This window comes from uncultured Shewanella sp. (genome assembly GCF_947495455.1).
Lineage (GTDB): Bacteria > Pseudomonadota > Gammaproteobacteria > Enterobacterales > Shewanellaceae > Shewanella.
The window spans coordinates 1-20,870 of sequence record NZ_CANLZC010000103.1 but is presented as its reverse complement, the minus strand read 5'-3'; the positions used below and the strand labels follow the sequence as shown (position 1 = coordinate 20,870).

Annotated in this window: 17 protein-coding genes and 1 pseudogene; 7 read left to right on the top strand and 11 right to left on the bottom strand. The window is 39.2% G+C overall.

All coding sequences use genetic code 11. The features are described from left to right. Positions 1 to 75: 75 nt before the first annotated feature. Positions 76 to 906: pseudogene (locus Q0791_RS20310) on the bottom strand (IS110 family transposase); the annotation flags it as partial. Between the two features lie 502 nt (positions 907 to 1,408). On the opposite strand from Q0791_RS20310, the gene Q0791_RS20305 reads away from it, so the two are divergent. From Q0791_RS20305 to Q0791_RS20295, 3 genes are all read left to right on the top strand, one after another. Further along, the gene (locus Q0791_RS20305) at positions 1,409 to 2,020 is read left to right on the top strand and encodes a hypothetical protein (protein WP_299010498.1); all 612 of its coding nucleotides are present in this window, start codon (positions 1,409 to 1,411) and stop codon (positions 2,018 to 2,020) included. 323 nt (positions 2,021 to 2,343) lie between these two features. After that, entirely contained in the window at positions 2,344 to 2,769 is a 426-nt protein-coding gene (locus Q0791_RS20300) for a lysozyme inhibitor LprI family protein (RefSeq protein ID WP_299010494.1), read from the top strand. 182 nt (positions 2,770 to 2,951) lie between these two features. Beyond that, on the top strand, positions 2,952 to 3,626 hold the full coding sequence (locus Q0791_RS20295) for a hypothetical protein (RefSeq protein ID WP_299010492.1): 675 nt from the start codon (positions 2,952 to 2,954) through the stop codon (positions 3,624 to 3,626). A 225-nt stretch (positions 3,627 to 3,851) separates the two neighbouring features. Here the strand turns inward: Q0791_RS20295 and Q0791_RS20290 are convergent, their stop codons facing one another. Continuing rightward, complete coding sequence (locus Q0791_RS20290; RefSeq protein WP_299010501.1) at positions 3,852 to 5,150, bottom strand: MATE family efflux transporter; 1,299 nt, start codon at positions 5,148 to 5,150, stop codon at positions 3,852 to 3,854. Positions 5,151 to 5,820: 670 nt separating this feature from the next. Between Q0791_RS20290 and Q0791_RS20285 the strand changes: the two genes are divergently transcribed. Beyond that, positions 5,821 to 6,711 (top strand): hypothetical protein, encoded by an 891-nt coding sequence (locus tag Q0791_RS20285; RefSeq protein ID WP_299010490.1) that lies wholly within the window; start codon positions 5,821 to 5,823, stop codon positions 6,709 to 6,711. Positions 6,712 to 6,713: 2 nt separating this feature from the next. Beyond that, the gene (locus Q0791_RS20280; protein ID WP_299010488.1) at positions 6,714 to 7,460 is read left to right on the top strand and encodes a ThiF family adenylyltransferase; all 747 of its coding nucleotides are present in this window, start codon (positions 6,714 to 6,716) and stop codon (positions 7,458 to 7,460) included. Between the two features lie 124 nt (positions 7,461 to 7,584). Here the strand turns inward: Q0791_RS20280 and Q0791_RS20275 are convergent, their stop codons facing one another. Both Q0791_RS20275 and dkgB read right to left on the bottom strand, forming a co-directional pair. Beyond that, positions 7,585 to 8,175, bottom strand: coding sequence for an NAD(P)H-dependent oxidoreductase (locus tag Q0791_RS20275; RefSeq protein WP_299010485.1), 591 nt, complete (start codon positions 8,173 to 8,175; stop codon positions 7,585 to 7,587). Positions 8,176 to 8,195: 20 nt separating this feature from the next. After that, entirely contained in the window at positions 8,196 to 9,002 is an 807-nt protein-coding gene (dkgB, locus tag Q0791_RS20270; protein WP_299010483.1) for a 2,5-didehydrogluconate reductase DkgB, read from the bottom strand. A 163-nt stretch (positions 9,003 to 9,165) separates the two neighbouring features. Between dkgB and Q0791_RS20265 the strand changes: the two genes are divergently transcribed. After that, positions 9,166 to 10,053 carry a LysR family transcriptional regulator gene (locus Q0791_RS20265; RefSeq protein ID WP_299010481.1) on the top strand — a complete coding sequence of 296 codons (888 nt, stop codon included), beginning with the start codon at positions 9,166 to 9,168 and terminating at the stop codon, positions 10,051 to 10,053. 124 nt (positions 10,054 to 10,177) lie between these two features. Here the strand turns inward: Q0791_RS20265 and Q0791_RS20260 are convergent, their stop codons facing one another. The 6 genes from Q0791_RS20260 to Q0791_RS20235 all read right to left on the bottom strand — a co-directional run bounded on the left by Q0791_RS20260 (position 10,178) and on the right by Q0791_RS20235 (position 17,494). Then, complete coding sequence (locus tag Q0791_RS20260) at positions 10,178 to 11,659, bottom strand: hypothetical protein (protein ID WP_299010479.1); 1,482 nt, start codon at positions 11,657 to 11,659, stop codon at positions 10,178 to 10,180. 49 nt (positions 11,660 to 11,708) lie between these two features. Further along, entirely contained in the window at positions 11,709 to 12,173 is a 465-nt protein-coding gene (locus Q0791_RS20255; protein ID WP_299010477.1) for a type III secretion system chaperone, read from the bottom strand. A 370-nt stretch (positions 12,174 to 12,543) separates the two neighbouring features. Continuing rightward, the gene (locus tag Q0791_RS20250) at positions 12,544 to 14,640 is read right to left on the bottom strand and encodes a neutral/alkaline non-lysosomal ceramidase N-terminal domain-containing protein (protein WP_299010475.1); all 2,097 of its coding nucleotides are present in this window, start codon (positions 14,638 to 14,640) and stop codon (positions 12,544 to 12,546) included. A 487-nt stretch (positions 14,641 to 15,127) separates the two neighbouring features. Further along, complete coding sequence (locus Q0791_RS20245; protein WP_299010472.1) at positions 15,128 to 16,579, bottom strand: DUF1566 domain-containing protein; 1,452 nt, start codon at positions 16,577 to 16,579, stop codon at positions 15,128 to 15,130. A gap of 211 nt (positions 16,580 to 16,790) precedes the next feature. After that, complete coding sequence (locus Q0791_RS20240) at positions 16,791 to 17,141, bottom strand: DUF3622 domain-containing protein (protein WP_299010469.1); 351 nt, start codon at positions 17,139 to 17,141, stop codon at positions 16,791 to 16,793. A 149-nt stretch (positions 17,142 to 17,290) separates the two neighbouring features. After that, entirely contained in the window at positions 17,291 to 17,494 is a 204-nt protein-coding gene (locus tag Q0791_RS20235) for a DUF3565 domain-containing protein (protein WP_299010467.1), read from the bottom strand. A 202-nt stretch (positions 17,495 to 17,696) separates the two neighbouring features. Here Q0791_RS20235 and Q0791_RS20230 point away from each other — a divergent pair, with 202 nt between their 5' ends. Next, positions 17,697 to 19,079, top strand: a complete 1,383-nt coding sequence (locus tag Q0791_RS20230; protein ID WP_299010465.1) for a DEAD/DEAH box helicase — start codon at positions 17,697 to 17,699, stop codon at positions 19,077 to 19,079. Between the two features lie 62 nt (positions 19,080 to 19,141). On the opposite strand, the gene dbpA is transcribed toward Q0791_RS20230, so the two are convergent. Then, a complete protein-coding gene (gene dbpA / locus Q0791_RS20225) occupies positions 19,142 to 20,551 on the bottom strand; it encodes an ATP-dependent RNA helicase DbpA (protein WP_299010463.1) in 1,410 nt (469 codons plus the stop codon). Between the last annotated feature and the right edge of the window lie 319 nt (positions 20,552 to 20,870).

The window sequence follows — 20,870 nt, the reverse complement described above, 5'->3', positions numbered from 1 at the left end:
TATATGAAGAACCATCTTATTTATCGCAATGTCTTCGGGATTATTTAGAATAAAAATATGAGGGGATCTTTAAGGTAGCCGCCTTAGGTAACGATTGCCGCGCTTTGTAATGCGACCTAATTTTTGTTTACCGCCACTTGAATGCTCTCGTGGCACAAGCCCTAAATTGGCAGCGAAATGACGACCATTGTGATACTGCGCACCGTTACCAGCAAAGGAAACAGCGGCTGTTGCTGTTATCTCAGCGACCCCTTTTATGCTCATTAACCGACTGACTTGCTCGTTTGATGTAGCCTGGGTTTTAATGTTACTCTCTAAGTTTTTAATTGTCGTATCAAGCTGTTGCCACTCTTCGAGAAGCGCTTGAAAGTATTGTCTCGCTAATGCTGTTAAACCGCTGTTAGGATCTTCTAAAAGCTCAGGTATGACGACTTTCAGTCGTGTTTTTCCTTGGGCAATAACAATGCCATATTCATTTAATAACCCTCTAATTTGATTAATTAAAGCTGTGCGTTGCTCTACATTTCTTTCGCGGATCCGATGAGCCAAGATCATATCGGTTTGTTCAAGGGTTCTAGGTTGCACAAAAGTAAGGCTAGGTCTTAATGCTGCTTCACAAATCGCAAAGGCATCATTTCGGTCATTTTTATTTCCTTTAACAAAGGGCTTTACATGTTGTGGTGGTATTAATCGAACTTCAAAACCTTTGGATAATAATTCTCGCCCCCAATAATTTGAGCCACTACAGGCTTCCATGGCAATAATGCTATCTGGATATTTAAGCAAAAAAGCCATGAGCTGTGAACGTCTTAATGCTCGGTTAAAAATAGACTTTCCAGCTTGGTTAATGCCACAAACTTGAAAAACATTTTTTGCCAAATCAATGCCGATTAGTGTAACTTTCATATTGGACACCTTTTGTTGGTTATTGAACGCACAAATTCAATATGGCGCTAATGACGCCTACTTTGCAAGAGGTGTCCATCCCATCATCCATGTAGGCTCGACGATGGCATCCTTGCCATCAACGGTCATAGCCGCATCTACACGGGATTAAACAGCAAAGAATAAAATCACAGGCAAATAAAAAGCAGTATGTTTCTTCGAGTTTAGTGTGCTTGATTTTAATGCTAACACTGATTAATCACAGCAGCAGAATTCGGTATCCATATACTAGTACCAGTGATAGTTTGCGTTATCACTGGTTGGTTTTTTATTATGCAAAAGCCATCATAAAACTACCTGTTTTCTCTTGTACTGCTTCATGCCTATCAAATACTTACTTTAGCAATTAACGATTTTACAATAATTACTTGGGAGTGTACTCTAGTGAATAAAGTAAGCAGCATTTAAGGTTATCCTACTGCTATTGGAACAGTAGTTCTATCATAATTGGAGTATTCATATATTGTTGTATTCGATTATTAAATGGATTTTTAGAGCTTGGCCTTTATTAGCATCACTTCTAATCATTTATATTCATCACTTAACTTTAACTCTACCTTGTTTAATACCATTAACGTGTTGGAGTAATGAGGTCATTAATAAATATTTATCATTTAGCTTAAATATCTTGGGTGGTATTTTGGTTCTTTACTCTATTAATTCAAATCTAGGTGTGTTTAAAAAAGGAAATCTCGTAGTTTTATTCTGTAATTGGCTGAAGTCTTTTCCTTTGATTAAGCGTAAGCAAGTATCGGTTACAAAAGACCTATCTATGAGCTATTCAAATGAGCTTTCAGCAAGAATTGATTCGACTAAGCCACCAGAAACTATTGATGAGCTTTATAAATATACACAAGAGCAACTATTTTTGCTCCGTAAAGATCTTAAAAATGAAAGAAAAAATCAAGAAGCAGCTTTGAACAAGATTACAAAGGAATGCTCTAATAAACATCGAGCAATTAATAAAAATGTTTTAGAAGTAAATGATAAACTTAAAACTGTTGCAATCGGAGGTATTAAACTCCAAATATTTGGCTTTTTTTTAGTATCATACGGGTCGTATATAGCTCTTTAAGTTTAACGATAGACTATGGCGTCGATAATGAATTTTATGCTTTTTTGGATAATGTTCAGTATTTAGCACGTTATCAGAACGTCCTCTAGCTACGTTTATTACAGGTTTTTCTTGGTGGTAAGTTACGGGTTGGCATCATAGCCATATGATATTTTTTATACAATGCTATAAAAGTCAGTAGTATTACCTTTTATAATATCAAGTAGTTATATGAAAATAATAAAAAGAAGTCGTTTACGTATAACAAGTGTGAGCACTTGAGAATGTGACTCGCTTCACTACCCATTTTATGGTGTTGCAAGCATCATGTATACGGAGTCCCCATGACAAAATTAGTGCAGCTGTTACTATTTATGCCTTTGTTCGCGTTTGCCGAACAAGAATTGGATTGTGAAAAAGCATGGACGACTCTCGCGATTAATCAGTGTATGCATAAAGATCTCATCGCAGCCGAGAAGGTAATGGATAAGTACCTGGCTAAGAGTTTAGAGCGGTATTTGGATGATAGTGTTTCAAGGGCGTCAATCAAAAAAGGGCAAGACGCGTGGATGAGCTACCGCGATGAGCATTGTGGGGCTGTTTACGATACTTGGCGAGATGGCACTATCAGGACCTCTATGGGACTAGACTGTCAATTAGAGTTAACTCATCAAAGAACGACAGTTTTGTGGCGATCCTTTTTGACCTATTTTGATTCCACACCGCCTTTGCTTCCTAAGCCTAAAGAATATGAACCAAAAGCATATTAAACGAGCTGATAACAAACGCATTAATACATGAACTACATGAGACATGAGCGTTAGGATGTCGGTGAGCGCTTTTAACACATAGGCTTGAGATTGATTGCGATTGAAAATGATATTTTATACTCTTTATTTATGATTAACTTGCTGTAATATAAGTTTTTTATAATCCAGTTGTAGAGTGAAAAATGATAGATTATGGTGAATGCTCATTGGATGAGCTGTATCAAGTGAAAATGGATATTGATAAAGTCGCTTTTCCTGATAGGTATCAAGCACTGTGTCAGATTATACAAGCCAAAGAATCCGCATTAAAAGACAGGTCTAAAGATGTGGAAGCCCCAAGTGAAGCACTCGATGATGAAAATAATGAGGTTGTTGAACTTAATCAATGGATGGTTCGATTTTTATCTGTTTCGACGATTGGCGGTGCTTTTTTAGGGGTAACCACCATTTCTGCTAACTTTGCTAATATTAGCGGTGTATTCAGTTATATCATTTATGTTGCATTTTTAGTGCTTTATGCGGCAGGTCTTGTTGTTGCAGTGAGGTTATTTGAAAAAACGACTGTGGGTACGCTCAAGGCTAATTTACTGTTTTGGCTGACACAAGTGCCTATTTTCATGTCGCCTGTTTTAGGTTTTCAATTGTCCAATGGCGTTTTTATGAATATTTGGATTTCCAGTGTAGACGGGGTTCAATTTGTCGCGCTGATAGGAAGCGTGTTTAATTTTAGCTTTTTCCAACTAGAGCAGCCATGGGCAATCGGTGTGAATCTGCTTGCCATTGGAGTGGTGTTGTATATTCATATGGTGCTGCAATCTGCTGCTAAAAAAGGTGACAATGTTGAAATGAAAGGCTAATACTGCGCTTGCCTCCTTACTCTTACTCTTAATAGAAGAAGAGTAAGGAGGGGGGATTAGTGCTCAAGAGCCAATCGAGATAATATCGTGATCTGTTTTGTATTCTTGTTTGGCACTGTTTAGTGATGACTCCTTCACTATTCATTTTGTCTATTTCATGCTATTTGGCATTTTTCTTCGCTATCGTTTCTTGTCTGTTCCTTAAGCTCCAATTGTTATTACCTTTTAACGCTGCTTTAAAGATCTGGTGCCTACTATTTTATTGGGTGGATTTTGAAGAAATAGAGACACAGCTATCATGCAGGTTAATATTTCTGCAATAGGAATGACGATAAACAGTCCAATATCTGTGATCAATAGAGGGAATATCAGCAAACCAATAACAGGGAAACATAAGCCACGGGCGATAGAAATGATGCCTGAATACAGTGGATGATGCATTGCAGTAAAGTAGCCTGAAATCACAATATTAATGCCACCAAATAAAAATGCTGGCCAAATCCAAAAGATAAATGCTATCGCCAGTTGAAAGGCATCTTTATCTTGTTCGCGCATAAACAGAGCAACAAGCCATTGGGGATGTGTTAACAATATTATGCTGATACCGATACTTATCGCGACGACAGAAGCCAGAGCCAGACCAAGAAAACGGCTGATACGTTGTGGGCGTCTTGCTCCGAAATGCTTACTGATGAGTGGCTGTAAAGTATCGCTGATAGCAAAGCAAGCGGTTAAGCCAAACCAAAGTAGATAGCTAACGACGCTAAATGCTGCAACGCCATTAACACCCAGATGGATGATTAAAATCCAGTTAAATAACAAAGTGACAATAGCAACCGAGCTTTGATTGAGCATTTCTGAGCTGCCATTTGCTGCTGCCTGTATGATGTTACGCCACTTTATTTTTACTATGGTCAGTTTTAGGTCGGTTTTTTTGGACATGAAATGCGGTAATAAGGCGACAACAACCACTAATTGCGAAAGGCCAGAAGCCCAAGCAGCACCGGACAAACCTTGTTTGTATTGGACAATGAAGACCCAGTTTAACAAAATATTGATTGCAGAGCTGCAGACCAATATCACTGCGGCACGGGTCGGCATATTGTCAATGCGTGAAAAATAATATAGATATGTCGCTAACATTAAGGCTGCTGTAAATGTTAAATTAACCGATAAATAGTCGGCAGCCAAAAAGAGAAGCTGGGTATTTGCCCCTAAGATGATTAATAAATCATGTAAAAAAACGAGACCAAGAATACTAAAAACGAAAGACAGTATACACACTATCATAAAAACTTGATTAAAGATTAATGCCGCTGAGCTCGTGCATTTTTCGCCGATAAGTTTTCCGCATATTGCCGCTGCTCCCGTTGCGAACATGAGTGCAACACCCATAATCAGATAGTTAATGGGGAAGGTGATATTGACAGCGGCCAGGGCATCACTGCCAACATAGTGGCCTATAAACATGGCATCAATCACAATCGATAAAGAAAGCAGTAAAATACCTAATACTGATGGGATAGCATAATGGAAAAAAATCTTTACCGTTCCGCCTAATAATGGATCCTAGTTGGTTACCTGCAACAGAACATTTTGCGTCATACATGAGAGAATAAAGAGAGGGCGTTCACTATTAATTTCGTCTATTTCATGCCATTTGTCATTTTTCTTATCTATTATTTCTTATCTATTATTTCTTATCTATTGTTTCTTATCTGTTACTTAAATTCCAACTGCTAATACTTTTAGCGCTACGCATTGAGTGCTTCGAATCGATAAACCAAGTGGTCTATGTAGTGGCTTGAGTCTAGTAACTTGAGCGTTTATTGATCTGAGTCACAACTCGTAAAACAATTCTTTACATTTTGTAACAATTTTTAATATATTGTTTAATTATCAGCGGTGAGGGTGAGATTATCTTTTCAAACCTTGTCTGAAAAGTGGCAGTGCTATTTGATTTTCTATCTAACGGATTGATTATTCATCTGACATTTTACCGTCAACTTTAGCTCATTGATGTGTCATAAATTCGAAAAGATGGGGCGGTATTATCAAGGCGATTATTATCAGAGGCATTTATTGCTATTTGCTTTTAATGGTTTATGGGCGTACTCAAATCGCGAATGTTTTTCAATAAAAAAAGTGCTTTTTATCAGATGGATATAACGCCGAATATTCAGGAGAAACGGCAATGAAACATACCTACATCGACAGATTTGGACCAACAACAACGCGTCATTATTTTAATCCAGGCTGTTACCTTGATGATATGAGTTTAAAGCAAATTCATCAGGAATTATTGCGTGTTAATGATCTGGCTAAAAACTCTGTTGAACATAAATTGTTGCAAGTCGATGATAATTTAGAGCAAATCCGCGCTAAGTTTAACAGCATGGTGGTGGGACTCCTCTATAAAGACAATGATGTGCCTATTGGGTTTTTGATCAGTCCTATTATCAAGCAAGATGAGCTGACTGTTGTTCATGCTGGCTTAGTGGTGATTGCTGAAAATAATGGAACCAACTTAATTGCACTGGCAACAGCGGGATTAGCAAAAGTGATTTTTCGTCAATACCGCCGTGTTTACACGACAAATATTTCAGCGACTCCCCGTATTATTGAGAATTTTAGCCGGTTTACGGTAAAAGGCTGGCCCACTCAGGAGGCTAATCAAATTAAGCCACCTTTACGAGTTTACACTAAAGTGGCTAAGGCGCTGGTGAATGGTTACGTGAAAAAGTATTTTCATAATCCAGAGTCGGTCACATTTGATGAAAAGCGATTTGTGCTGTCTTCAGATACGGACGAAATGGGCTTTGAGAAAAACTTTCATAAACTTCCTAGAGCCACGAGTCACGCTGTAAATAGCTTTGTATTCACTTGGATCGATACAGAGAAAGGTGAAGATATTCTTCAGGTGGGCGTGTTTAATTTTTGGGTGGCTTTTAAAACATGGCTTCAAGTATCTTTATATCGACTCTTGCTGAAATTTAATTCAGGCCCTGCTTATAAGAGTCAGCCTAGGACTGATTTACCTGCCATAGAAACCGAGCAAGCAAGTAATACAATAGAGAGAGCATAATCATGGATTATTCACGTAATTGGTTATTTATTTCAGAGTTAGAGCAGCAAAAACTGGCTGAGATAAAACTGCTTATTGTGGGATGCGGCATCGGTGGTGTGGTTGCTGAACAGGCACTTCGAACTGGTATTCGTCATATCACCATTGCAGATGGGGATACGGTTGAGGCGAGTAATTTAAATCGTCAAAACTTTACGGCTAGAGACTTGGGAAAGAGCAAGGCGGAAACGATAGGCCATAGACTGACTAATATTGATAGCACGGCCAATGTGAATATTATTCCCATGTATCTTAGGGGGGATGAGTTAAATGAGCTTATTCCAAGTCATGATATTGTAGTGAATACCATAGACTTTGATGCACCAGAGTTTCCCTTAGTGCATAAAATTTGTGAGCGGCATGGGAAAACTGAAATCTTTCCCATTAACCTTGGGTTTGGTTCAGGAATGACTATTTTGAATAAAACAACCCCCGGTTGGTTGGAGCACTATCAAGTTGAAGCGCATACAGAGATTAAAGAGGCTATTTTACAGCATCTTTTACATTCAGGTGTGATCAAAGATTATTTGGTTAACAGTGCGAGAAGGTATTACCAAAGTCAGGTGGAATATGATTCGCAACTTGCGATTTCATCATCCATTTCAGCTTCTATGGTTGTGGGGGCAATAGTATCTATGGTTAAAGGTGAGCAAATACCTAAGTTTCCCAACTTCCAATATGTGGATGTGATGGCACCTATTATTATTTAATCTGAACTCTAATGGGTTTGATAGACAGCCCCACTCTTTTTGGCCATAGAATAATAAAATGGGGCTAAAAGAAAGGGGGTCACTGTTCATAGGTTCTTTGAAAGCCTTTAAATCGAAAACCTACCTAGTCTTTAATATTAACAAATTGATTTAAATGCTGCTTATATCGTTCAAGATCAGCATTAATATTTGGATTTTTAATCACGTCGTTACTCATGAAGGTGGGCAAGGATGTCATGCCTAAAAATTGATGCGCTTTATGCACGGGGAAATACACTCCGTCAACACCTACGCCTTCAAAGAACTGTCTTGAGTCGGTAAAGGCTTCTTTCGGTGCGTTCCAGGTAACTGATAACATATATTGTTTACCTTGTAGCATGCCGTCTGAGCCATATGGACTTTGTGCATCGTGACGTGAGCGTCCATCACTTCGATAGAGTTGGCCATGGCCTAAGGTGAATACGTCATCGATGTATTTTTTGACTGTCCATGGTACGCCCATCCACCAAGCGGGGGTTTGTTGAATAATGATATCGGCCCATAGCCATTTTTCTATTTCAGATTCGATATCGTAGCCTTGATCAATATGAGTGACTTTGACTTCATGTTTTAAGCCGAGCAAATACTGCTCTGCAAAATGGGTAAGGGACTGATTAAGCTCGCCTTTTGAATGGGCAAAGCTTTTTCCCCCATTTAAAATGAGTATTTTTTTCATAATAAATAACCTGTTACAGCTTATTGATCCCAACGGGGCGCAAGTGTCTCAGGGTTAATTTCACGACGATTGGCTTCTAATTGATCAATACGTGATATATCTTCTGTACTCAAGCTAATGTATTGTGCTTGCAAGTTACTGGCTAGGTTTTCTTTTTTGGTTGAAGAGGGGATCACACAATAGCCTTTCGCCAATGCCCAAGCTAATGCGATTTGCGCTGGTGTGTGCTGTCTCCTTTGAGCGATATCTTGAATAATTGGGTCTTGTAATACTTTTCCATACGCGAGTGTCATGTAAGAGGTGACGCTAATACCTTGATTTTGCATAAAATCGACTAACTGGTGATTTTGTAAATAGGGGCTGAGTTCTATCTGATTGGTTTCAATGTTGTCTGCGCCAATAATGGTGATGGCTTGCTTTAATAAATCGATATTAAAATTCGATACACCAATTTTTCGAGTGAGTCCAGCTTTTTTTGCCTCAAGTAAGGCTGACATATATTCTTCAATTTGGATAGGGTTTTCTGGTGCTGGCCAATGGATTAAGGTTAAATCAACGGCATCATTTTTTAAGTTTTGTAAGCTATTTTTTAAGCTAGGTATGAGCTTGTCTCTGGATAAATTATCGACCCAAATTTTCGTGGTTAAATGAATGTCATTTCTAGGAATATGGCTGTTTTTAATCGCAATACCAATCGCTTTTTCATTATCATAAATTTGCGCCGTATCAATGGCACGATAGCCTAAATCGAGCGCTTGAGTGACAGACTTAATGACGGTGTCACCTTGTAGTCTGAAGGTACCTAAACCGAATATAGGAAGTTGCATTGTCTTGCTCCAGTACTTAATTATGTTGAATGTGTTTATTGATGTGACAGAATTATAAATACGATTAAAGTTGAAAAAAATGCACTAAAGATCAAAATATATTTGTGTAAAGTTCAACAATCAATAGCGCAACATAAACAAATAAACAGTGAAAGGCGGCAAAATGAAAGTCACGATTAGCGAGCTCTATACCTTCATAAGTATTGTGGATAAAGGCACCATTAGTCAGGCCTCTGAGCATTTAAATATTACTGTGTCTGCGGCTAGCCGATCACTGTCTAAATTAGAAAAAAAACTGAATACAGCATTATTTAGACGCAATACAAGGCGACTGGAGTTGACGCTTGAAGGGGAAAAATATTTATCGAGAGTGCGGGATATTTTGTATGATCTTGAAGCCGCTGAAGAGATGTTAGTACAACGTAAATCGATCCCTTCAGGTAAGTTGCGCATTGATGCTGCGAGCCCTTTTATGCTGCATGTGATTGCGCCGATTATCGGCCAATACAGTCACGCTTATCCACAGGTAGAGATCGAGTTAGTCAATAATGATAATTTAATTGATTTATTAGAACAACGTACTGATGTGGCGATACGCATTGGTGAATTAAAAGACTCGAGTTTAACTGCGACGCCGCTAGGCTTAAGTCAAATTCGAATTTTGGCGAGCCCCGAGTATTTAACCCAACACGGTATCCCTGAGAGTATTGATGATTTAGCCGAACATCAGTTATTGGGTTTTAGTTCCTTAGAGCAGTTAAATAAATGGCCGATTTATGATGCTTCAAATCAATTTTTTCATATCAAAGCCAATATTACATCAGATAGCGGTGAAACACTCAGACAGCTCGCGTTAAGTGGCGCTGGAATCGCGTGTTTGTCTCATTTTATGACAAGTAAAGATATTCAGGCTGGGCGTTTAGTGCAATTGTTTTCGGCTAACACTGTTAAAGTCGAGCAACCGATTAATATTGTTTATTACCGCAATAGATCTTTGTCGAAGCGGGTTAGCTCATTGATCGAATTTTTAAAGCAAGAGATTGAGATTTAGTAATGTGTCAGTGTGAAATGGATTGCCCTATGAGTATTTGATTAACTATAGCTATTCTTTTTTGCTAATGAAACAAAGAGTGGCTTTCATTTCATTAGCCGATGTTTATCGTCTTAGATTAGGATCACAGTAAGCCTTCAGCAAGCATAATGAGTCGTAGTGCACTTGGTACGCCGCCAGTTTTGGCATAATCATCTCGAATACTTGTGAGAGTGTTTAATGTTTCATAGGCCTCGTCAGATTGTGCCTTTGAGTAGTTTAGATCGCCTATTTTATTTGCTAGTTGACTGATATTTTTATTATTTATAGATGATAGAGTTTGTGCCAGCGAATTACCACTTTCCATGAGTTTTTTAAGGGTGACATCAGAGCCGGTACCTGAAAACTTGTTACTATTGGTGCGTAGAAGATGCTCATCTTTAGGTGAACCCAGTTCCATTTTCAGTGCAATTCTGGCCGCTTCGATTTCATCAAAGTTATCAATTTGGTCTCTAATAAAGCTGTCTTTTGGTGTTTCTGATTTTGCCAGATACAGTAATAGCCCATGCATGTTATCGACCTTGTCGAGATCAAACTCTTGATAATCTTTGCCTGAGCCAAAGTGAATTCTAGGTAGGCTGTCGATAACCTCTTCTTTTTGCTTCGCTTGATTAATGGAGGATTTTATACTGCTACTTTCTGCGTTTGAGCTGGCGCTGTCGGCGGCTTTTTTGGCGCCATGTTGCGCTAAGTGACCAACACCTGTGCCAGAATGATGTCCAACTACTTCAGTGACAATAGCGTTACCCACCATATCGGCAATGGGCAGGCCTTTTGTAGCACCTGATGCAACCACACTTACCGTGGCTTTGATCATGCTTGCTTCTGCCTTATTATCATGGAGTTTATCCAGACTCTGTGAAATAAATTTCGCTAGTGGTGTGGCATTGATTTGATGATGAGTTAATGTTCTGTGAACACTAAATTGGCGTTGGGATTTTTTACCGTCTACATGTATATCATGGGCTTTTGCGATAACACCTGTGACAGGTAATTTATCTAAAACTTTACTTGCGGTTTTGGTAGCGACCCCAGCCATTTTGACTGCATCTAAAGTTGCTGATGGGATCTCATCTATTGAGGTACTTTTAACTTCGCTTTTCAATGCCGCTTTGATGGCACCATCAAGATCATTGAATATGCTTTGTAGTCTTGGATCTTGGCTAATGGTATTAAATAGCGCTTGTTGCTTGATAAATTGGGCTTTATTCAGTTTGATGTTTTCAAGGTTGTTGTGAGTAATGAGAATATCTTTTCGGCTGAGTCGTTGGCCTGATTGAGCTTTGTCGTTTAGATGAGAGACGGCGAGTTTACCATTATCATTATGGACATTGGCAATACTTTTGGCATATTGCATGTGGGCTTGTTTGTTGGCTGGTGCGCCTTTACGTATGTTAAATTTACTTTGAGTAAAAGCTTCTTGTTTTGAGGAATCAAAGTAAACCCGTTGTTTATTATCGGCGGCTAATTTATCAAATGAATCATATTTATGTTGATCGTTATCGAGTTTGGGTTCTGGAAAAACTGAAGTCGTGTTAGTTTGGGTTGCACCATTGATGACTGGCATGACATAGCTCTCTTATAATTGAATTTTAGTGATTAAAAGGGGAAATCAGTTAAACATGAATGAATGAAAATTGATTGTTTGGTATCTGTTTTTTAACCTGTTTGTTCTGCTTCTCTTGTAATTGAGACGTAATGTGAGATTTCCAATAAATGACAGCTTCAAGTAGGTCACAAATTAAATTTTCAATGCTGCTGGTATTAATGATTGAATCATCAATAGATTTAAATAAGATAAGGGTATTATCGTCAGGATTTATACCAAAATTATATTGATTAGTATGTTGTCCAAAATAATTAGCCTTAAGTAAGTTGCTAAATAATATTGTGTTGTTTGTTTTTGATAAGTCGGCCACTTCTGAAAAAATACTTAACATGTCCTTATTGCTATTCAATTGAAGGTGGATAGTAAATTCATCCTGTAAAACAATATTTAAATAGCCATCAGCATTGAATGTTAGATCGCTGATATCATGGTTTTTGCCAAATTTTTCAAGGGCACTAATAGTATTGAACATAGTTTAATATTACATTGAAATTGATACTGCCTATCGTATATGACTTTGATTTATCCTCTATCAAAAAAATAAATAAGTTTATGTTTTTTATAAAACTTACAATATTTGACATTTGTTTTTTTATCATGGTTAAATTAAATGCTTTATAATTATAAAGTTATATTTTTTTGATTGTTCCTTGATTTACATATTGATACAAAAAGTCTCTTTAAAGTTATGTTGATATCTTAAATAAACATTATGTACTTTCAGTAGAAAACCTGATTGAGAAATATAAATGGCGAGTTGATGAAGTGAGAGGTTATTGATGGTAGGGAGGTAGTGAGATAAACCGCTATCTTTATATAGCGGTTTATATCCGTTTTAAGGTTTATTTAATTTCAAAACTACTGGAAGTGCCAGTATAGCCTTCAATCTCTCCTGTCCAACCGTTTTTCCAAGATCCATTATGCACAATGCGATACGTTCCTGTGGGGGTATCAGAGTCTGGTGTCCATTGTAACTGAGCATAAGAACAAGCTAGGCAATCAGCATCGGTATCTCGTGTCCAAATAAACAAAGTGCTGGGGTCATTTTCAGTGTATTTGGTTTCCCATTCATCACCGACTTTTTGTTGGACCTCAAAAAAGGCTTCCATGGTTCTAAAATCATTTTGTGGGTGGCCTGAGCGAAAAATGACGTTGACTGTATCACCAATGTTATAGCTTGAAGAGACATCGGTTTCGACATCACCAAAGGACTCCCAAAGACGTTTGTCATCGTAAACAACGCCTATAGTAGTGATCAATTGACTATCGGCCAAGCTTTTTGGTGCATCACCTTCATCTAGGCTTTTACTTTCAGCCATCGCTTTAGCTTGCGTGGTAAAAATTTGCTGATAAGCCGCTAATGAATTGGGGCCAAAAATAGTGTGAGCACCTTCATAATGTTGTAGCTCATATTCTTCATTGGTGGTGATATAGCCGCCATAAGCATTGGCAAGCCCTGCAATAACAACGTATTTTACACCTATTGCTGAGAGTTCATTTAGGACACTGGCTCTTAATCGACGACCAGACATAGTGGTAATTTCGCCAGGTGCACCAATAATCGCCAGCTCACCTAATCGAATCAATTGAAAGGGTAAGGTGTTGGTATATAAGTTAACGTCATCAAATAGTTCACTATTGACAAAAGTCGGTTTAGGGTATTGGCAATCACTGTAGGTGTCATCATCAAGGGTTATGGTTGAAAAGGCTTCTAGTAAGCCAAACATGGGGTAGCCAGTGAACACATTACCCAGTAGGGTGTCATTGTATTCCCACTCCGTTCCCCTATTATCTTGGGTCATTCCTTCAAAGACGCCGTCGATACCAGAAGGGCCATCCCAGGTTGCACCCGCAACGAAAGACCAACCTAGTGTAGCATGACATAGATTTTGAGCTGTTTGAGATTGAGTATAGGCTGCATCGACACTGTAATCGGGTAGTTGAATGTATTGAAATTGACTATTAATATCAGGCGTTAATGCAATGTTGGCACTTTGATAAAGCGATAGGGCTTTTTCATATTGTTTTGTTGCTGACAAAAGGACATTCTCTTTCGTACTATCCATACAACCATCTTCTTGCCCACACACATTAGGTGACACATCTCCTTCATCACTGTTGGCAAAAGCGGCAACAAAGCCGATGTTAAGTGGCGCCTGTGTTCCAAAGTCTTTTTCAGTGAGGTAGCTTGCTATGCCTTTATTATCACTGCTGATATAACGGTAAGTTTGTGGTGATGACACATTATGCACAGGAAACCAATTGATCATGCCAACGTCACTACCATCATCTTTAGTGAGTTTTAGTAATGTCATGGTTTGATTGACATCACTCTCATAATTATCTTTATCACTATTGAGTTGGTAGACATCGGGATTACGATTGATACTGGCATCGGTGAGTTCACCTTGTGCTAAGGTGATATTGCCAGAGGTTTGATTATTAAAAGCGCTGACAATGGATTGATAAATTCCATCAACAATGACGTTATAATTATCTTCATCATACCCTAAGGCGCTTAAATTTAGCATTACGTTATGATCGTAACCCCCAGGACCGACATGATTATGGATGGCGGTTAACATGACATTTTTTTCATTTAAATAAGCGGATAGGTTCTCATCCGCCGCAATTTTTGCGATCACACCTTGGTGTACACCTTGAGTGATACTTTGTAGATCAGCACTGACAAACACGATTAAATCGCCAGTTTCTTGGCTACCTAACACAAATGCCCTTGACCATAGTCGACTAAAAATACCTTGTGTTGTTTGCTCACTACTGCCATAACCGACCATGCCCCGATCGGCAGCAGGACCGGTAATGTCATACATTCCAGCCCCGACGATCCAGTCTCCCGCCATGGCAGTGAAAGATGAAAGTAATAAGCTTGAGAATAGTGCAGGTTTTGCGATAGCGTTTGTTATATTTTTAGACAATGGCCTCATTACATACCTCCAAGTTAAGTGATAATGATGAATATGCTAGTGAGCAATGCAAGTTGAATGAAAAAATGATGAATATTTATTTAAAATCGATAATAGAGTAAAGACTCTTTTTATTGCAAAAAAAGTTCAATATCTTTACTTAGGTTAAAATTAAGATAATTCTAAATTTAATTAATTAAGTTTATTGAAAAAATAAAAAGTTGAAATATTGCGGTTCTAATAAACTGAAAAATAATGAAATGATTTTTTTGTAACGCACTTTATCTATTTTTTATAAGTTTACGATATTGTTTTTTTAATAGATATTAATGATCTTTTTTGTTTTTTATATGCGTTATTTATTTTTATATTTTTTAACTTTTGTCATTTATGAAATAAATGACATGTGTGAGGAAACGGTATTGTTATCTGAGCCAGCAAGCGCTGGCTCAGTCTTATCGCTAAATCAATATAGGTGAGTGGGCAATGAGTGGGTTGGTTAAGAGCCTTCTATGCTTCGAACTAATCTGACATAATTATTAATTCTGATGGCATCTTCAGGGCCATGACCATTAAAGGCAGGACGTGGCAATGACTCATCGGCTAATGTTTGTGAAGCGGCTTTTGCTGCATTGACTTGTTTGGCTTGGCGTTCACTTGGGTGTTGAGCTTGGCCGTTAATGTGATAGCCTTCACCAACTTTAATGGCAATGTCATCAAGCTTGCCTGCTTTGGGATCGCTGCGCTGTGCACCTGCACCATGAAGATCGGTCCAAGTTCCCATCATGTAACCCATGGCGCGGCCAAAGGCGATATAGGTGCCTTGAGCGCCGGCATTTTTGCTGTTGACATGAGTGGTACTGCTCCAAAACCAAGGGTAATCGGCTTGTCCCGCTTCATTGGTGATGCTGGTGGTGGAAAAGATGGGATTAATGGCGGCAGATTGAGTGGCGTCGGGGGAACGTTGATAGTCTACAATGCTTTGTAATTCTTTGGCTGTAGGAAGGCGCCAATCATTATGACCAAGGAAGTTCTCAGCATTTTTTTCTTGTGCCCAAGCTAAGGCTTGTTGCCAATTCATACCGTTTTGACTATCACTTTTCATCCACATTAGTTGAGTCGCTTGATCAGAAATGGTGCCGTCATGATTATCGGTAAATTGATTTTGTCCGTATTGAGCATTGCCTCTGACAAAATAGACGAAATTTTTTGCGACACGATGAGGTGCATCAATGGGATAGGCTTTGATCCGTCCATCCGCTAAATTAAGCCCAAAAGCGGCATGGGCACCGTGAAAGACTTGGCCAGTATATTCAGTACTCGACCAAAATTGCGCATCAATTGCGCGTTCGCCTTTTGATTCATCCCCATAAGCAAAGCCAAAATATTGCGTATCGATAAAAGGTTTCGCATTGGTTTCATGGGGCCCAGCAGCATCGACACCACTGAAACTCATGAGTGAGTAAAGTTGTTTTATTGTCGGTACACGCCAATCATCAAAACCGGCATATTTGATTTCATTAAGGTGGGCGGCGTAAGCTTTAGCTTGAGTAAAAGAAAGTTTGTCTAGCGTATTAATAACACCATCATCATTTAAATCGGCTGTGCGTGTCCAAGTTAAGCCTGTGACATGATCCATCACAGTTAAGCTATCTTGACTTACGCTATAGTGCATTGGGTGGCGACTAAATTGTGCATTCTGGCCATAAAAGGCTTGGGTTGTGGTTGGCGCTGAAATCTCATGAGCTTGATCATAGAAAATGACTTGATTGGTATCGACGATGGGATAGCTCAAGGATGGATGAGTTGAATGGGTTTGTGTTTGGTTGACATTGGAGGATACATTGGCTGCTTTATCACAGGCATTAAGCCCAATCAAAGCGCCAAGGATAAGAGCGACTTTGGCATAGTCAGTCACATGAGTTGCGTATACTAATAAGGTTTTTTTCATAAAAAGAACATAGGTGAGGTTATTAACTAATCATCAAAGTAACATTTTTTTATTACGAATAAAGTGCATTTTACCTAATTATACTTAAGGTTAGGCTTGTTTACTTTTATACTTATCTTGCTGATAATTAATGAATATTTATGCCGGAAAACAAGAACTGTTTCAGTATGGTAGAAAGGGCACAGTGAATACTGTGCCAAGTGATTAGTGATTACTCATCACCAGTGTAATCATCATTGTCTTCATTAAAGTCGTTATAACCTTCGCCGAAGTCACGGGCATCTTTTGACTCACGCCATTTTGCTGCTGCCAAGTCTTTTTCTTCTTGAGCTTGTGTTCGTTCTTTACGTTGCTTAGCACGGCGATCATTACGTTTAACGAGATTGTCTAAATAGGCTTGTAATTGTGTTTCAGCCCATGTTTGTGCTTCAGCTTCGCTTTCAAAACCTTGCTTCTTTTTAGAAACAACCGTTTTTCTTGCTGTCATGCGTCGGGTGATTTGTGCTGTCCAAGTATCATTTTCTTGAATAAGGCGAAAATCAAACTTTTTGTTTTGTGTCATGTTACATCTTTCCTACAAATAAACTGATTACTTCACTACAAATATGTTAATAAAAATTTAGAGATTGCTCAGGTCCACAAAACGCTAAATTATTTTTCCATTTTATTGCTAAATGAACCATTGGTCTTGAAAACTGGCATTATTGAGCATTATATATCTTTAGGCGCCTTGATATCACATTTCTTACAATTTAATTGATAGCCTAGCATTTGCGCGCGCCCTTGAGGCGAGATGACCCAAGGGCGATTTACCCAAGGAGGCTTGTGCCTAACGTGCTGGAAGTGCCCGCATTCAAGTTCGGCAACCCAATGGCTTTCATCATCTTGATGATAAGCAATAATAGCTTGTTTCATTTCACTATACCCGTGATTTGGATTGAATCCTTAAATAATACTTACTTTTATCAAAGCCTCAATTAACATGTATAAAATCATAATGATTAGCGCTTTTTTAAGGAATACTGTAAGCTGCACGGCCGCCCGCAAGTGCAGGCCCTTGAAAATTGCTGTTTGGTCTATGTAGAATTTTGATGAGCAGCCGAAAAGAGAGCATTATATGAGCTTTACCTCCCTAGGTTTATCTGCTGCTATATTAAAAGCGGTCACCCAAAAAGGCTATGAAACCCCTTCAGCCATTCAAGCCCAAGCTATTCCCGCCGTTCTTGAGGGGAAAGATGTCATGGCGGCAGCTCAAACGGGCACAGGCAAAACGGCAGGATTTACCTTACCCTTATTAGAAAAGTTAAGTCAGGGACAGGGAGCGAGCGCGAAACAAGTGAGAGCATTAGTGCTCACGCCGACACGAGAGTTGGCTGCTCAAGTGGGTGAGAGTGTTGAGACCTATGGAAAATTTTTATCCATTAAAAGTGCTATTGTCTTTGGTGGAGTAGGCATTAACCCTCAGATCAGTAAATTGGCCAAAGGTGTCGATATTTTGGTGGCGACACCGGGACGCTTGCTGGATCTGTATAATCAAAATGCCATGAACTTTAATCAACTAGAAGTGCTGGTGCTTGATGAAGCTGACAGAATGTTAGATATGGGCTTTATTCACGATATTAAAAAGGTATTGGCACTGTTACCTAAAAAGCGTCAAAACTTGTTGTTTTCAGCGACGTTTAGCGATGACATCAGGAAATTAGCCAAAGGGTTAGTCAATAGCCCCGTTGAGATTTCAGTGACTCCGCGTAATGCTACGGCCAATACGGTGACTCAATGGATTTGTCCCGTTGATAAAGGCCAAAAAGCGGCAGTATTGGTCAAGCTGATTAAACAAGGTAATTGGCAGCAGGTGCTGGTTTTTAGCCGAACAAAACACGGGGCTAATCGGCTAGCGAAAAACTTAGCAGCTAAAGGGATCTCTGCTGCGGCGATCCATGGTAATAAGAGTCAAAATGCGCGCACTAAAGCATTAGCTGATTTTAAAAAGGGCGATGTTCGAGTGCTAGTGGCAACGGATATTGCGGCCAGAGGATTAGATATTGATCAATTACCACAAGTGGTCAATTTTGATTTGCCTAATGTGCCTGAGGATTATGTTCATCGTATTGGGCGTACTGGTCGAGCGGGAGCTAAAGGACAAGCAGTATCTCTAGTGAGCGATGAGGAAGTGAAACAACTTAGCGATATTGAGCGGCTTATTCAGCAACATTTACCGCGCAAAGAGATGAAGGGTTACGAGCCGACGTATACCTTACCTGAAACTCAACTAAAGAAAACGCAGCAAAGCAGAAAAAACGCCAATAAACCCAGTCAGTCAACTTTTCGTTATCACTCTGGTAATAAAATGAGCAAGCGTTCGCCACGAAAAAATGCTCATCAGCAAGGCGAAAAAGCGGAACATCAAGATAGTCAGCTTAGTGGGGAAGTTAGTGGGGGAGTGTCAAGAGGGCATAAACCTAAAAGCAAGACCTTTAGACATGTTACACCTAATCAGTAATAAACGGTTTATAAAAAAGCAGGTGTTAACCTGCTTTTATATGATATTCAAATCAGGTGATATTAACGCATTTCCCATGCACGATAAGTTCGGCCTTTCAGTTTACCGTTAACAATTTTATTTAAGGCTTTTTTGGCAACTTTACGGTTAACGGCCACATAAGCGCGATAATCGGTAATTTTAATCTTACCCACCTCTTTACCTTCAATGCCATTTTCGCCCGTTAACGCCCCTAAAATATCGCCTGGACGTAATTTTTGTTTCTTACCGCCATCAATTTGTAAGGTCGTCATGGTAGGTTGAGCAGGAAAAGTATCCAGTAAACTTTCGCTGGGTAGCGCTTCACTGACGATATTCCGGCCAAGGTAATCTTCGAGTAATGCAAGTTTATAGCCGTCGTCGGCGTTATAAAAGCTGTAGGCAGCGCCTTTACTGCCCGCACGTCCAGTGCGGCCAATGCGGTGAATATGGACTTCAGTATCAAAGGCGAGGTGATAGTTAATCACGGCATCTAATGCTTCGATATCTAAACCTCGAGCGGCGACATCGGTTGCAACCATGACAGAGATACTCTTATTTGCAAATCGCAATAAGGCTTGATCTCTATCTCTTTGCTCTAAATCACCGTGCAAAGCGACGACACTAAAGCCATCATTAATGAGATTTGCGGCCACATCTTTAGTATCACGTTTAGTATTGCAAAAAATAACGGCACTTTCAGGCTTATGCTCAAGCAGTAATAATTTAACGGCAGTTAAACGGGCATTGTTATTACTGACTTCATAAAAATGTTGTTCAATAGTCGCGCCATCGTGATTAGATTCCACTTTACAAACAACAGGTTTGAACATAATTTGCTCAGCAATAGATTGTATTTGCTTAGGGAATGTCGCACTAAAAAGCAAGGTTTGACGTGCTATTGGCATGTGTTCCATGATGGCATCGAGAGAGGGTTGAAACCCCATTTCAAGCATTCTGTCTGCTTCATCTAAGATCAGTGTTGTGACCTTGTCTAAGGTTAAACGGCCGCGATCTAAGTGATCAATGATACGCCCAGGCGTACCGACGATAATGTGAGCGCCATGCTCAAGGGAGCCGATCTGTGGGCCCATTGGCACACCACCACACAAGGTTAAGACTTTAATGTTATGAATGCCCCTCGCTAATGTGCGAATTTCTTTGGCAACTTGCTCGGCAAGCTCTCGAGTGGGGCATAATACAAGAGATTGAATACAAAAACGTTTCACTTCTAATTTATTGAGTAATCCTAGACCAAAAGCGGCTGTTTTACCGGATCCTGTTTTGCCCTGACCTATTACATCTTCCCCGTTTAAAATGGCTGGCAAGCTTTGCGCTTGAATAGGTGTCATGGATTCAAAACCCATAGTGGCTAAATTATCGAGCAAGGCAGGTTTTAGATTTAAGCTGCTAAAGGCTTGATGAGAAGTCGATTTTTTGTCGGTATTACTCAAGTTCAATATCCTAAATTATTGGCGACAGCATGATTTTAAGGGTCGCGCGAATATGGCCGCTTAGCGAGAGAAAACCGTCTCATATGTTGGTGATCAAATGCCAAGCAATAGTGGCGGCTATTGTAGCAAGGTTTTACTGCCTTATCGTAATTAAAGTCATTTTTACGGCGATTATTGAGTCGTTAAACCTGATATTTGTTGTATGTATCGACTATATTTGATCTACACATTCTCACTGTCTATGTTAAGGCAAGTTAAAGATGTCACATTAGGGAGCAAAGTAGACATGTCACACAAGTCTGTGTCTTTTATCAATCCC